Source organism: Acinetobacter sp. UBA3461 (assembly GCF_002381195.1).
GTDB lineage: Bacteria > Pseudomonadota > Gammaproteobacteria > Pseudomonadales > Moraxellaceae > Acinetobacter > Acinetobacter schindleri.
This window is the reverse complement of the sequence record NZ_DFRO01000042.1, coordinates 115,271-130,092: the sequence shown is the minus strand read 5'-3', so window position 1 is coordinate 130,092 and position 14,822 is coordinate 115,271. Positions and strand designations below refer to the sequence as shown.

10 protein-coding genes are annotated in these 14,822 nt (G+C 41.9%); 7 read left to right on the top strand and 3 right to left on the bottom strand.

Going from position 1 to position 14,822, the window contains the following annotated elements; all coding sequences use genetic code 11:
* Positions 1–48 precede the first annotated feature (48 nt).
* Positions 49–1,386, bottom strand: coding sequence for an alpha/beta fold hydrolase (locus tag B3D47_RS12140; RefSeq protein ID WP_286862222.1), 1,338 nt, complete (start codon positions 1,384–1,386; stop codon positions 49–51).
* Between the two features lie 325 nt (positions 1,387–1,711).
* Here B3D47_RS12140 and B3D47_RS12135 point away from each other — a divergent pair, with 325 nt between their 5' ends.
* The 6 genes from B3D47_RS12135 to B3D47_RS12110 all read left to right on the top strand — a co-directional run bounded on the left by B3D47_RS12135 (position 1,712) and on the right by B3D47_RS12110 (position 11,228).
* A complete protein-coding gene (locus tag B3D47_RS12135) occupies positions 1,712–2,974 on the top strand; it encodes a glutamate-5-semialdehyde dehydrogenase (protein ID WP_004890133.1) in 1,263 nt (420 codons plus the stop codon).
* A gap of 461 nt (positions 2,975–3,435) precedes the next feature.
* Positions 3,436–4,659: an acetate/propionate family kinase gene (locus B3D47_RS12130; RefSeq protein ID WP_004890138.1), complete on the top strand. Its 1,224-nt coding sequence runs from the start codon at positions 3,436–3,438 to the stop codon at positions 4,657–4,659.
* A 53-nt stretch (positions 4,660–4,712) separates the two neighbouring features.
* Positions 4,713–6,851 (top strand): phosphate acetyltransferase, encoded by a 2,139-nt coding sequence (pta, locus tag B3D47_RS12125; protein ID WP_286862220.1) that lies wholly within the window; start codon positions 4,713–4,715, stop codon positions 6,849–6,851.
* Between the two features lie 248 nt (positions 6,852–7,099).
* A complete protein-coding gene (locus tag B3D47_RS12120; RefSeq protein WP_103800311.1) occupies positions 7,100–8,488 on the top strand; it encodes a GntP family permease in 1,389 nt (462 codons plus the stop codon).
* Positions 8,489–8,524: 36 nt separating this feature from the next.
* Positions 8,525–9,682, top strand: a complete 1,158-nt coding sequence (locus B3D47_RS12115) for an iron-containing alcohol dehydrogenase (RefSeq protein WP_004890145.1) — start codon at positions 8,525–8,527, stop codon at positions 9,680–9,682.
* Positions 9,683–9,731: 49 nt separating this feature from the next.
* Positions 9,732–11,228 carry a CoA-acylating methylmalonate-semialdehyde dehydrogenase gene (locus B3D47_RS12110; protein WP_163167200.1) on the top strand — a complete coding sequence of 499 codons (1,497 nt, stop codon included), beginning with the start codon at positions 9,732–9,734 and terminating at the stop codon, positions 11,226–11,228.
* A 53-nt stretch (positions 11,229–11,281) separates the two neighbouring features.
* Here B3D47_RS12110 and B3D47_RS12105 read toward each other — a convergent pair whose 3' ends face one another.
* Together B3D47_RS12105 and B3D47_RS12100 are read right to left on the bottom strand one after the other, a co-directional pair.
* Positions 11,282–12,034: an IclR family transcriptional regulator gene (locus B3D47_RS12105; protein WP_103800308.1), complete on the bottom strand. Its 753-nt coding sequence runs from the start codon at positions 12,032–12,034 to the stop codon at positions 11,282–11,284.
* Between the two features lie 318 nt (positions 12,035–12,352).
* On the bottom strand, positions 12,353–12,592 hold the full coding sequence (locus tag B3D47_RS12100; protein WP_004813194.1) for a DUF2171 domain-containing protein: 240 nt from the start codon (positions 12,590–12,592) through the stop codon (positions 12,353–12,355).
* Between the two features lie 646 nt (positions 12,593–13,238).
* On the opposite strand from B3D47_RS12100, the gene B3D47_RS12095 reads away from it, so the two are divergent.
* Complete coding sequence (locus B3D47_RS12095; protein ID WP_004813196.1) at positions 13,239–14,765, top strand: fumarate hydratase; 1,527 nt, start codon at positions 13,239–13,241, stop codon at positions 14,763–14,765.
* The last annotated feature ends 57 nt before the right edge of the window (positions 14,766–14,822 follow it).

The following is a 14,822-nucleotide window of genomic DNA, read 5'->3' as shown; positions in this document are numbered from 1 at the left end:
TTTTTTTCAAAGTATCTATTTAACTTTCAAATTCAGGTCGGGAGCATTCTAAACGACTGCATCCAGCACTTGTGCTTCAAGTAGAGCTTTTTGAGTCTGCACAAAACCTAGCAAACGTTCCGCCACTTCAAAACTACCGTGCTTAAACAAGGCACGAATCTGCGTTTCATCATGCTGGAAAATCAGGCATTCAATTTTGAACTCACCTTCTTCATCTTCCAGATGCAAAGCCAAATCCCTTGGATACTGGATGGCCTGCTGCACCTGCGCTTCTTCCATTTCAAATAAGACACCAAAGAAACTTAAATCCACAATAGTGATAGGCAAACGCAGATCCGAGTGTCGATGACTCAGGAAACGTTCTGGCTCTTGTACCGGAATACGGTCTTCACCACGACGTTCAAGTTTCAGCATCTGTTCCCGAGTAAAGGGAATAATCCCTTCCAGCTGATCTACAGGTTCATTACGCAGGAAAGTGGCGAACAGATGCATGGTTTCTTTACGGCGCTGCAGCTGTGGTACATGGTCGGCACTGGCAATCTGTACATACTGCATGTCTGGGCACTGTAGGGCAAAGCCAGCATTTTCATGCGGCAGGGTAAAACTGTCATATTGGCCGCAAGCAACGAGTACTTTACATTGTGGAATGGGCACATGTTTCAGGCGTAATAGACGGTTGCAGTTAACATCATAACGATCCTGCTCAGTTGCGGTAAACTCTGCCATCTGTCTGAAGAACAGACGTTTGGCCGTCGGCGACATGCGGGTTTCTTTTAAACGGGCATGATTGACCAGATACAAAATGACAGCTTGACCAAACTCGTCCATACGCCCTTCTTTCATCAGGTGCAGGGATTCTTCCAGCAACATCCGCCAGCTCTTGCGGGTTTTTTGCATCACCCCCATCAGGATCATGCGATCCACCAGCTCAGGACGCTGATCCGCCAGACAGGAAGCGACGACAGACCCTAATGACATGCCCAACACTGCAACCTTAGGCAAACACATTTGCTCTAGCCAGCGCCCTAGCATGCCTGCCAGATCTTCCAATTCCAGAGAGCCAGCAGAGATGCCAGTATCCACATTGGTGATCTGCTGGTTAGCGCCCATTGAAGGCAAGTCAATCAGGATGATTGGACCTGCAGCGAACAGCTGCTCTACACAGTATTTATAGGAATTAAAGTTCTGAAATGCCCCACCAATAATAACCATCGGTGTCATATGCAGGGTTTCAGGGCGGGCGATTGCCATATATTCAATTTTCCAGCCATCCATCCAGGTCGTACGTGGTGGCTGTTTAAAACTGTTTTTATCGTATAGATCAAAAAACGCATAGTGGCTGTGTTGCTCAATGCGGTGGTGGTCCATCTGGATAATGAAATTCATCTTCCTTTCCTCCATCCTTGCCTTATTTTTATTGTGCAAGCAATTATTGAGAGATTTCATGCTTCAAGATCAAATGTGAAAGACCTGAATACGCGTCCTACTCTTTATTTATTATTGAATTCGACATCAATGTCGCTGTCATTCATTCTATACAGAGGTTCTTTTTACAAGCAACTAATCTTGCAACCGCTTGTCTGCTTTTAAAGATAAAACGATTTCAAAATGTTTAACGATTGTAAAAGCACATGAAATTTAGCCAGCAGACTTCATTGTATCGGCTCAGGCTGTTAATATCAGAAGGATATTTCTAAGTGATCGAACCGCTATGCAAGAGTCTATTGAACAATATATGCAAACGGTAGGACAGCAGGCTCGTCAGGCTTCACGCATCTTGGCGCGTGCGTCCACCCAAACAAAAAATGATGCATTGTCAGCAATTTATACTGCTTTAAAAAACAGTGAAGCTGCGATTTTGGCTGCCAATCAGATTGATATGACTAAAGCTCATAGCAATAATCTGGACAGTGCTCTCCTCGATCGCTTAGAACTGACTCCCGCACGCTTCAAAGGCATGCTACAGGGCTTAAATGATGTGATTAGCCTGGTCGATCCGATTGGTGAAATTACCGATATGGCCTATCGTCCATCTGGTATTCAGCTGGGCAAAATGCGCGTACCTCTTGGCGTAGTCGGCATGATCTATGAATCACGTCCAAACGTGACCCTAGAAGCAGCATCTTTAGCACTGAAATCTGGTAATGCCATTATTTTACGTGGCGGTTCGGAAGCACTTGAATCTAACCAGGCCATTGCCAAAGCGATTCAGCACGGCTTGCAGGTTTCAGGCCTACCAGAAGCAGCCGTGCAAGTGATCAATACCACAGACCGTGCAGCAGTGGGTCAGCTGATTACCATGTCTGAATATGTCGATGTGATTGTGCCTCGTGGTGGTAAGGGCCTGATTGAACGCATTACCAATGATGCGCGTGTACCAGTAATTAAGCATCTTGACGGTAATTGTCATGTTTATGTAGAAGCACAGGCAGACTTGCTCAAAGCCTTACCTATTGCCCTGAATGCTAAAACTCATCGCTACGGCGTATGTAATGCCATGGAAACTTTGCTGGTCGATGAAAAAGTTGCGGAAGAGTTCCTGCCACGTATTGCCGAACTGTATGAAGAAAAACAGGTAGAACTGCGTGGTTGTCCTGCAACTCGCCGTATTCTGGAAAATGCAGTACCTGCTTCAGAAGAAGACTGGTATACGGAATATCTTGGTCCGATCCTGGCAGTCAAGGTGGTTTCTGGCGTTGAGGAAGCGATTGAACATATTAATAAATATGGCTCACATCATACCGATTCAATCATCACTGAAAACTACAGTATTGCGCGCGAATTTTTAGCTGGTGTGGATTCAAGTTCGGTAATGATTAACGCCTCTACCCGCTTTGCTGATGGCTTTGAATATGGTCTCGGTGCAGAAATCGGTATTTCAACTGACAAGATTCATGCCCGTGGTCCGGTTGGTCTTGAAGGTCTGACTTCACAGAAATGGATCGTATTTGGTGACGGTCAGATTCGTCAATAACAATGCGGTAAAAAATCATTTTCAGCTCTGTTCGCAGGGCTGATTTTTTATAGAACTAAATGAAGAAAATAAAAATCCAGCTCAGTGAACCTTTAGGTCACCTTTTATGAAGATTATCTTTGGAAATTTGTAGCTTGTTTAAATTTCCAGCAATTCAATGTATAAACTATAAAAAGTGAATCTGTTTAGCATGCTTTATAAGGTTTATTGGCTCAACGCTATTTTGAATGAGGTCTGCTTTTACTACTATTTCATTGATAAATGAAAACGATGAACTGATAAATTTTAATTATAACTGACAAAATGATCGATAGTGCTTAAGTCTAATCACCTAAAGTCTATCTAGGACAGAAAAATATCGCATGTTACAACTGCATCACTGATCTAAATTGCATCGCCTAGGCGCACAAAATAGATCAATCAAATGGATGAGAATTTTAATTAGAATCGGGTAAACAATCGTGTCTAAATCAGTATTAGTTATTAATTGTGGCTCTTCTTCAATCAAGTTTGCCTTATTACTTGAAGAACAGAATTTCCGTATTCACGGCTTAGCTGAGAACTTAGGCACAGAAAATGCCCGTATTAAAGGTGTGACTGTAGGTAATGAACCGGTAGACATCCATATCCCATTTGCAGATCATAAAAAAGCACTAGAAGTTGGTCTGGAGCGTCTAGCCAATTATAAACCAGATGCGATTGGTCACCGTGTGGTACACGGCGGCAGCTTGACTAAAGCCGAACTGATCAATGATGAAATTATTGAAAAAATTCGTGAAGCTACCCCGCTTGCACCGCTACATAATCCAGCACACCTGATTGGAATTGAAGCAACGCAACGCCTGTTCCCGGATCTGCCACAGGTTGCAGTATTCGATACCGCGTTCCATCAAACCATGCCAGCACATGCTTACCGTTATGCCGTACCTAAATTCCTTTACACTGACTTTGGCGTTCGTCGCTACGGTTTCCATGGTACCAGCCATGCTTATGTATCTGAGCGCGGTTCTGAACTGGCTGGCAGCTTTAAACAAGGTGGCTGGTTAACAGCACATCTGGGTAATGGAAGTTCGACCTGTGCCGTATGGAATGGGCAAAGTGTCGATACTTCTATGGGCCTGACTCCACTGGAAGGTCTGGTAATGGGTACCCGTAGTGGTGATGTTGACCCAAGTCTGCATAGCTTCCTGGCAGCGAATCTGGGCTGGGACGTCTATAAAATTGACAGAATGCTAAACAAAGAAAGTGGTTTGCTCGGTTTATCAGACAATCTGTCTAATGACATGCGTACGCTGATCGAAGCTTCAGAAAATGGCAATGAAGATGCAACGCTTGCGATTGAAGTATTCTGCTACCGTCTAGCGAAATCACTGGCTGCTTTAAGTTGTGGTCTACCGCGTCTTGATGGTTTGTTCTTCACAGGTGGTATCGGTGAAAACTCCGCTTATATCCGTGAAAAAACCATGGCTTACCTGCCACATTTTGGCTTTAACCTCGATAAAGATGCTAATAATGTATTAAAGCGTGGTACTGAAGGTCGCATCGATAATGGTACAGGCCCACAAATCTGGGTCGTACCAACCGATGAAGAAGGCCGTATCGCCAAAGAAACCCACAGCGTGGTTGAGCAGGAAGTGGAGAACACCACTGCAAAAAAGTCTGAACCTGAGGCTACGCTTGCTTAAGCAAGCGTAGGATTCCTATACCTTCTATTTGATTTTAGATATTTGAATACGCTATGAAGACCATTCTATTAGTTCCGACTGGGGAAGGCGTTGGTTTAACGTCAGCATGCTTAGGCCTGATTTACGCACTGGAATGCCAAGGTGTAAAGGCTGGTTTTGTCAAACCATTTTCTCAGGAAATTACGGATACGGCAGACCGTACCACTGCCCTGTATCGTCATATCTCCAATGCAAAGACTGTGGAACCCATCAGCTATAACGCAATGATGCAACGTCTCAGTCATGGCGAGCAGGATGAACTTCTAGAGGATGCCGTGCGTCTGCATCGTGAAATTGCCCGCAATCACGACCTGATTATTGTAGAAGGTGTAGTGCCAAATGGTCGTGACAGCTTTGTCGATGAACTGAATGCTTCTCTGGCTCAGGCGCTCGATGCCAAAGTCGTTATTATCAGCAATGCCGATATCCGTCATCCAGTACAAACAGCAGAAAAAGTTGAAAATCAGATTCGCAATTTTGGTGGTGCAAGCTCAACACGCCTGTCTAGTATCCTGTTCATGCGTACCAAAGGCTTACCTGAAGAATCTGCCCAGATTCCAGTGACCATTGATCCAGAACTGCGTCTGACTGCTGAAACTGAACAGTTTGTACAAGCTATTCAGAAAACCCATCCATATATCGGCTCTGACAAACTACCAGTGATTGGCTTGGTTCCGTTTAGTAAAACCCTGAGCGTGCCACGTATGTCCGATCTGGCTGTACATATTTCTGCGCTATGGATCCATCAAGGTGAAGCGGCTCAACGCCGTGTTCAGCATAGCAGCCTGATTGCATCCAGCATTGAACATGAACTGCATAAATTTGTCGCGGGTGAACTGATCATTACTGCCTCTGACCGGGTCGATGTGCTGCTGGCAAGTAGCCTGGCGAGCTGTAATGGTATTCCATTGGCGGGGTTAGTCCTGACTGAGCAACATCAGCCAAACGAACAGGTGTTAGGTTTCTGCCAGTCTGCAATTAAACATGGCCTGCCAATTTTACATACCCCATTAAGCACATTCGAAACTGCGCAGAAGCTGGCCAATCTTGGCAATGAAATTCCAGTTGATGATACAGAACGTGCTGATCAGGTCACCCGTTTTGTATCTAGCCATATCAATCCAGACTGGCTGATTCAGATGCTAAATGGCACCTACAAGCCACGCCTGTCTCCTTCTGCTTTCCGTCATGAGCTGGTACAAAAATCGATTGCAGCAAAAAAACGCATTGTGCTACCTGAAGGTGATGAGCCACGTACCATTCAGGCCGCAGCTATCTGTCAGTCACGTGGTATTGCGCATTGTATTCTGCTGGCGAAACCTGAAGCCGTACTGGAAGTTGCCAAAGCACGTGGCATTGAATTGCCAGAAGGTTTAGAAATTGTCGATCCTGACCTGATTCGAGACAACTATGTCGAAAAAATGGTAACGCTGCGTAAAGGCAAGCTGAATGAACTGCAAGCCAAAGAGCAGCTGCAAGATACTGTTGTTTTAGGCACGATGATGCTAGCCCTTAATCAGGTGGATGGCTTGGTATCTGGTGCAGTTCACACTACTGCAAATACTGTGCGTCCAGCCTTCCAGCTGATTAAGACTGCGCCAGATTATTCACTGGTTTCCTCGGTGTTCTTTATGCTGTTACCAGATGAAGTATATGTATATGGTGACTGCGCGATTAATCCGGATCCGGATGCTGCGCAACTGGCAGAAATTGCCATCCAGTCTGCTGACTCGGCAAAAGCTTTTGGTATTGACCCACGTATTGCTATGATTTCTTACTCTACCGGAACTTCTGGTGCCGGTGCTGATGTAGAGAAAGTGGCAGAAGCTACCCGTATTGCCAAGGAACGTCGCCCTGACCTGTTGATTGATGGTCCATTGCAATATGACGCTGCATCGGTTGAAAGCGTGGGGCGCCAAAAAGCACCGGATTCCCAAGTAGCTGGTCGTGCCAATGTCTTTATCTTCCCGGATTTGAATACGGGTAACACTACTTATAAAGCGGTGCAACGTGCAGCAAATGTGGTGAGTGTTGGCCCAATGCTGCAAGGCCTGAATAAGCCAGTAAATGACTTGTCACGTGGTGCCTTGGTGGATGATATCGTATTTACTATTGCACTCACTGCGATTCAGGCAGATCAGCAAGATCAATAGATATATTCTAAATTTTTAAAACCACCCATAAGGGTGGTTTTTTATTCTGTTTAAATAATTTTATATTTAAAACATATATTTATTTTTCATGTAAAAATTCATCTATTAATAATTTTGTTTAGTAATAGAAATACATTGCCAAAAGAGCTTGACTTCCTTTTGCATAAATTATATACATCAATAATGATACGAATCGTATCATTATATGGAAATTATAAGAATATTTAAAATAGACAGGATGTGTGCCCATGATAGGACTGATAGGAATTGTCTTATCCTTAATATTGCTCATGTATCTAGCATATAAAGGATTTAGCGTAATTATTTTGGCACCTGCTTTATCATTATTTGCCGTGCTTTGGAGCGGGTATAGTCATGAATTACTCGGGTTTTACTCGCAAGTTTTTATGACTGGCCTCGGTGGTTACATCATCAAATATTTCCCGTTATTTTTACTTGGCGCCATTTTTGGGAAATTAATGGATGACTCGGGTTCAGCAAATACTATTGCTAACTTCTTTGTAAATAAATTAGGTCATCACCGTGCAATGCTTTCAATTGTATTGTCATGCGCAGTACTGACATATGGTGGGGTTTCACTGTTTGTTGTTGGTTTTGCCGTATTTCCAATTGCAGCCGCATTATTTCGAGAACTAAATATCCCTAAACGGTTGATTCCAGGTGCAATCATGTTAGGTGCATTGACCTTTACAATGACTGCATTACCAGGTACACCAGCGATTCAGAATGCTATTCCAATGCCTTTCTTTGGAACAGATCTTTATGCAGCACCTGGTTTGGGAATAATTTCCTCAATCTTTATGCTAATTGCAGGTATGTGGTGGCTTAATCGCAGAATTGCGCATGCTGCTGCAAATAATGAGGGCTATGGGAATCATATAGAACATCATCAAGGCCCGCGTCACCAAGCAGGTCCTAGCTTGATGATCGCATTTGTCCCAATTATTGTGGTGATTGTGGCAAACCTTGTTTTAACTAAATTGATCTTACCTCAGCTTGACGTTTCATATTTAGCCACAGATAAATTCGGTAATACCTCTCTTAACTCTGTTGTTGGTTTATGGGCCATTATCTGCGCCTTAGTACTTGCCTGTTTAACTATTATTTTCTGTAACTGGAACAGGATTGCTGATGTTAAAGAGTCACTACAACAAGGTGTATCTTCTTCTTTCTTGCCTATTTTTAACACAGCATCAGAAGTAGGTTATGGCTCAGTCATCGCTTCCTTAGCTGGCTTCCTCATTCTTAGAGACTTCCTTGTAGGGCTTGCACCTCATAACCCTCTAATCTCAGAAGCAATCGTAATTAATGTCTTAGCCGGTATTACAGGTTCTGCTTCTGGTGGTTTGAGTATTGCCTTAAATACGATGGGTGAAACCTATATGAATTTGGCAACTGAATTCGGAATCAATCCAGAACTTATGCATCGTGTCGCCTCCATGGCTTCTGGTGCACTAGACTCTCTTCCTCATAACGGCGCGGTGATTACCATTATTACTTTATGTGGACTGACACATAAACAATCCTATTACGACATGTTTGTCGTCGCAGTCATTATTCCATTAATTGCACTGACTGGTGTTATTACACTTGGAACAATGTTTGGTTCTTTCTAAAACAAGTTGGAAAGTTATTAATAAAGGAAGATATGAATGACCCATACTATTAATTTGCCAAGAATTATGGAAATTGGTAAAAACTCAAGATTTAAACTCCCAGAAATATTAAAAACCATAGGATGCAGCAAGCCACTTATTATCACAGATAAAGTGATGGTCTCGCTGGGTTATGTTTCAGAAATCCAGAATATTCTCAATGAAGCAAATATCACATCTGAATATTTTGATGAAACTATACCAGAACCGACATCGGGCTCTATTGAAGCAGGTGTAGTCAAAATTAAATCAAGTCAATACGATTCAATTATCGCGGTTGGCGGTGGTAGCCCAATTGATAGTGCCAAAGCTATTAGTATTTTGGGAAAGTTCGGTGGTGAGATTCATGACTATAAATTTCCTCGCCAGGTCAATGAAACAGGTTTGCCTATTATTGCCATTCCAACGACAGCTGGTACCGGCTCTGAATGTACACGTTTTACGATTATTACCAATGATGCAACAAGTGAAAAAATGCTCTGTGCAGGAATAGGCTTTCTCCCTATTGCTGCGATCGTAGACTATCAATTAACTATGTCTTTACCTGCCCGGACAACAGCAGACACAGGTATTGATGCTTTAACCCACGCCATAGAAGCTTATGTGAGTAAAAAAGCAAGTCCTTATAGTGATGCACAGGCTATCGCTGCTATGCGTTTGATCGGTCCTAACTTACAACGTGTCTACCAGGAACCAAGCAATGAACTTGCGCGAGAAAGCATGATGCTTGGATCTACCTTGGCCGGTATCGCCTTTTCAAATGCCTCCGTGGCTCTCGTTCACGGTATGAGTCGACCATTAGGTGCTTTTTTCCATGTACCCCATGGCCTTTCCAATGCCATGTTATTACCCATGATTACTGAATATTCAATTGCAGCTGCATCTGAACGCTATGCTAATTGTGCCCGTGCCATTGGGGTCGCACATATTGATGATCATGATGATGTGGCCAACCAGAAATTGGTATCTGCACTTATTCAAATCAATCAAGAACTACAAGTTCCTACTCTTGCGGAATTTGGAGTTGAAAAGACATATTTTGATGAAGTCGTTCAGACTATGGCAGAACAAGCTTTAGCTTCTGGCTCACCAGGTAATAACCCACGTGTACCCTCTATTCCAGAAATGGTCGAACTTTATAACAAGCTTTGGTAATCCAGGATTCAAAAAATCACCTAATCATATTTATTTAAGGAATTAGATTATGACAACTATCGGACATTTTATTAATGGTGAAACTTGCTTAGAAGCTCATCGCACTCAACCAGTTTTTAATCCATCAACTGGTACTTCAGAAAATGAAGTTGCGATTGCAAGTAAGCAGACAGTCGAACAGGCCATTGCCGCTGCAGAAGCCGCTTTTCCAGAATGGCGTAACACACCTGTACTCAAACGTGCTCGGGTAATGTTTAAATTTAAAGAATTACTTGAGAAAAATGCAGATAAAATCTGCGAGCTGATCGGTAGTGAACACGGTAAAATTGTTCATGATGCAGCAGGTGAACTACAACGTGGTATTGAAAATGTAGAATATGCATGTGGTGCTCCTGAATTCCTAAAAGGCGAATACAGTAAAAACGTAGGACCTAATATTGATTCCTGGAGTGAAATGCAGCCTTTGGGTGTGGTTGCGGGCATTACACCATTTAACTTCCCTGTTATGGTTCCACTGTGGATGTTCCCAATGGCAATTGTATGTGGGAACACTTTTATACTGAAACCTTCAGAACGAGATCCATCTTCTACACTATTTATTGCCCAACTTTTAAAAGAGGCTGGTTTACCAGATGGCGTATTAAATGTTGTAAATGGAGATAAAGAAGCGGTAGATACCTTATTATATGATCCTCGTGTACAAGCGATCAGCTTTGTAGGTTCTACCCCAATTGCTGAATACATTTATACAACTGCTACTTCACAAGGCAAACGTTGTCAGGCTCTAGGCGGAGCAAAAAATCATGCCATTATTATGCCTGATGCTGATATAGATAATGTCGTTAGCTCTTTGCTTGGTGCTGCATTTGGTTCATCTGGTGAGCGCTGCATGGCTTTATCAGTAGCTGTCGCAGTAGGTGATGAAATTGCTGATCAAGTTATTGAAAAATTAAAAAATGAGATTCAAAAATTAAAATTCGGTCATTTTTCTGACAAAAGTAATGATTTTGGTGCAGTGATTACCGCTCAACATAAAGCTAAAGTAATTGGCTATATCGATAGTGCAGAACAGCAAGGTGCCACTATTGTAGTAGATGGCCGTCAGGTAGCCCCTGAAGGCTATGAAAATGGTTTCTATGTAGGACCTACACTCATTGATCAGGTACGTTCAGACATGGTGAGCTATAAAGAAGAAATTTTTGGCCCCGTGTTACAAATCTTGCGAGTAAATACCATGCAAGAAGCGATGGACCTGATTGATCAACATGAATACGGGAATGGGACCTGTATCTATACTCGTGATGGTGAAGCTGCACGTTATTTCTCAGACCACATTCAAGTTGGGATGGTAGGGATTAATATCCCACTACCAGTACCAGTTGCATCACACAGTTTCGGGGGATGGAAAAGATCATTATTTGGTGATTTACACGCTTATGGTCCGGACGGTGCTCGTTTCTATACCCGCCGTAAGACAATCACGCAACGTTGGCCATCTGCCAATATTAGAGAAGGTGCGCAATTCTCTATGCCAACCTTAAATTAATTTCAACTATTCACCTCTACGAATGAGCAAATCTTCTAAAGATTTGCTCATTTTTATTCTTTATCTTCAATAAGTTTACTCAGTTCATGTGCTGCACTTCTTAATAATGGCTCAAATGCTAGCAAATCATCTAATGATTTTCTTATCGTGGGTGCATGAGTGTATAAGCAGGCTACAATATTGTCATTTTTTTGAATAGGTACAGAGCAAGCCACCATACCCGCAACAAACTCCTCATTATCTGTTCCTAATTTTTTATTAAAAATTTCTTCCAAGTTTTGTTCTAAAAGTTCAGGATTAGTGATCGTATTTTTAGTAAGTTGAGTAATAGGTAAATGCTCAACAATATTTTTACGTTTATTTTTCGGCTGATAACTTAAAAATAATTTTCCACTCGAGGTACACCATAAAGGTACTTCTGAGCCTACAGGTAAGTAAATTTGTAATGGCCAGTTGGTTTGTACACGGTCGGTATAAAGCATCTGATTATTATTTAAAATAGCAATCCCACAAGTTTCATTAATCTGATTGGATAATTTCTGAAGAATCGCCAGTCGTTCAACTTTTCGAGACTCTTGTTCCCATGTGCATATCAGCATCTTATAGGTACGGTCGGCAATAATATAACCACCATACATATCATAGGTAACAAAACCTTCCTGTTCTAATGTCTGCAACAGTCGATGAATACTAGGCTTAGGGATATCAAGTTGAATGGACAAATCCAAGGGAGTTGGAGGATGCTTTGCTGTAGAAATTGCTTCTACAATATCCAATACTCGTGTAATCGATGATCCCTTTTTCATTCATCCCTCATAAGATTATACAATTTATGATTTTCATTCGCGCTCTTTATTTTAGAGTTACCTTTTAAATTAATCTATGAAAATCGAATTTACTATCTATTAATAAAATATTAATGATTAAAGCAACTCACTAACCTGCCAACCCCATTCTCTATCTGTGCTTTCATCATTCAATGGACGCAGTGGATGGTTTTTTTTAATTCTTAAAAATTGCATATATAAGAATGCCAGTCGATTTGACTGGCATTCTTTGATAAATCATTTGCTTTTCTTATCAACTTATACAAAGAGATATAAGTTAAAGAAAAGTAGTTTGACTTACATCGTGGTCCATTCATTACGGACATCATCGGCCGCTTTATTCAAAATGACCTGATCGCCTTTCACTTCACTGACCCAACTTAACGGAATCAGATGATGCTCATTATTTTCGTCATCACTTCTTGTTAATTTAATTGAATCTTGACCTTCTAAATGGTCCACTTTTCCAACTTGTGTTCCGTCTGAAGCAATTACTGATGCATGTTCCTTGATGTCACTTGGATTTACTGTAGTCATTACAATTGCCCTATTATTAATAGAAGTTGAGAGAAATCAGTCTAGGCAATAAAAATTCGACTGTGTGTAAGGGTTATCAGACTTTAAGTATTACTGGGTTAATAGTGTAATTATAAAAATACAGTGTGTTTCAACAAGTGAGTAGCGTAACGAATTGATGGAAAGATTTAGGGGATTGTCTGTTTAAAGAAATATGGGAATAATTTTTTTAGCATAAAAAAAGAAGATTAAGCTTAGGCTTGATCTTCTTTTTGACCGTACATCCAAGTCGCCGCGATATATACACAAAAACCGCTAGCCATCAAAATACCTGTAACCATTGTCTTAGGATCTCTTCGTTTCGATGTGTGCATTATGCGAAAGTTTTATGACAGTTATATGACAATATAAAAAGTATTTTATTTTTAAAATAATTATTAATTTCAATTATTTGAAAAAATAAATACTATTTTTTGGGTTTTGTAACATGAAATATGACAGTTATTATGGCAGTTTTTAGTTAAATTATGACACGATAGACTTTATCTCTAAGCAGATAAGCGCGCATTAAACTTTCGCCCAAAAGCCTTGTAAAACGTCCCACAACTTTTATGTTTTGTCATATAATTTAGCCCGCTAGCTATCAGCCCGCTCAAGAGATTTTTGTATGACAACTATTATCAAGCAAGATGACTTGATCACATCGGTTAAAGATGCGCTTCAGTTCATTTCTTACTACCATCCACAAGATTTCATCCAGGCGATGAGTCGTGCGTATGACCGTGAAGAAAACAAAGCGGCTAAAGATGCGATCGCGCAAATCTTAATTAACTCTCGTATGTGTGCAGAAGGCCACCGCCCAATCTGCCAGGATACCGGTATCGTAAACGTATTCGTTGAAGTGGGCATGGACGTTAAATTCGATTTAACGATGAGCTTGGACGATGCGATCAACGAAGGTGTACGTCAAGGTTACCTAGAAAATTCTAATGTCTTGCGTGCGTCTGTACTTGCTGACCCTGCATTCGGTCGTAAGAATACGAAAGACAACACCCCTGCTGTGATCTACCACAAACTTGTTCCAGGTAATAAAGTTGACATCACTGTTGCAGCGAAAGGTGGCGGTTCAGAAAACAAATCTAAACTGGCAATGCTTAACCCATCTGACTCAATCGTGGATTGGGTACTGAAAACTGTTCCAACAATGGGTGCAGGCTGGTGTCCACCAGGTATGCTGGGTATTGGTATCGGTGGTACTGCTGAAAAAGCTATGATGCTTGCAAAAGAAGCATTGATGGAAGAGATCAACATGGACGAACTTCTTCGTCGTGGTCCGCAAAATAAACTTGAAGAACTTCGTATCGAAATCTTCGAAAAAGTAAACGCTCTGGGTATCGGTGCGCAAGGTCTTGGCGGTTTAACCACTGTTCTCGACATCAAAATCAAAGATTACCCATGTCACGCTGCGGGCAAACCAGTCGGCATGATTCCGAACTGTGCTGCAACGCGTCATGCACACTTCACGCTTGATGGTTCAGGTGTTGCAAACATTATTGCACCGAAACTTGAAGACTATCCTGAAGTAACTTGGGATTCATCATCATCTAAACGTGTTGACCTAGACACGATTACTCAAGAAGAAATGAACGCTTGGAAACCAGGCGATACCCTACTTCTTAACGGTACAATCTATACAGGTCGCGACGCGGCTCACAAACGTATGGTTGACATGTTGAACAACGGTGAAGAGCTTCCTGTCGATCTTAAAGGCAAGTTCATCTACTACGTAGGTCCTGTAGATCCAGTAGGCGACGAAGTTGTAGGTCCTGCTGGTCCAACCACGGCTACACGTATGGATAAATTTACACGTCAAGTCCTTGAAGCAACTGGCATGTTTGGCATGATTGGTAAAGCGGATCGTGGTCCTGCTGCTGTTGAAGCCATCAAAGACAACAAAGCGACTTACCTCATGGCTGTGGGTGGTGCTGCATACTTGGTATCTAAAGCCATTCGTGAAGCTGAAGTTGTAGCATTTGCTGACCTTGGTATGGAAGCAATCTACAAGTTCGTGGTGAAAGACATGCCTGTATCTGTTGCGGTCGACGTAAACGGTACTTCTGTACACGCAACTGCACCAAAAATCTGGCAAGCTAAAATTGGCAAGATTCCAGTAGTTGACGCTGCTGCAGGCTAATTTAATCTGCAAAAAAAGCACCCTTGATGGGTGCTTTTTTTATTGTACTCTTTTCCT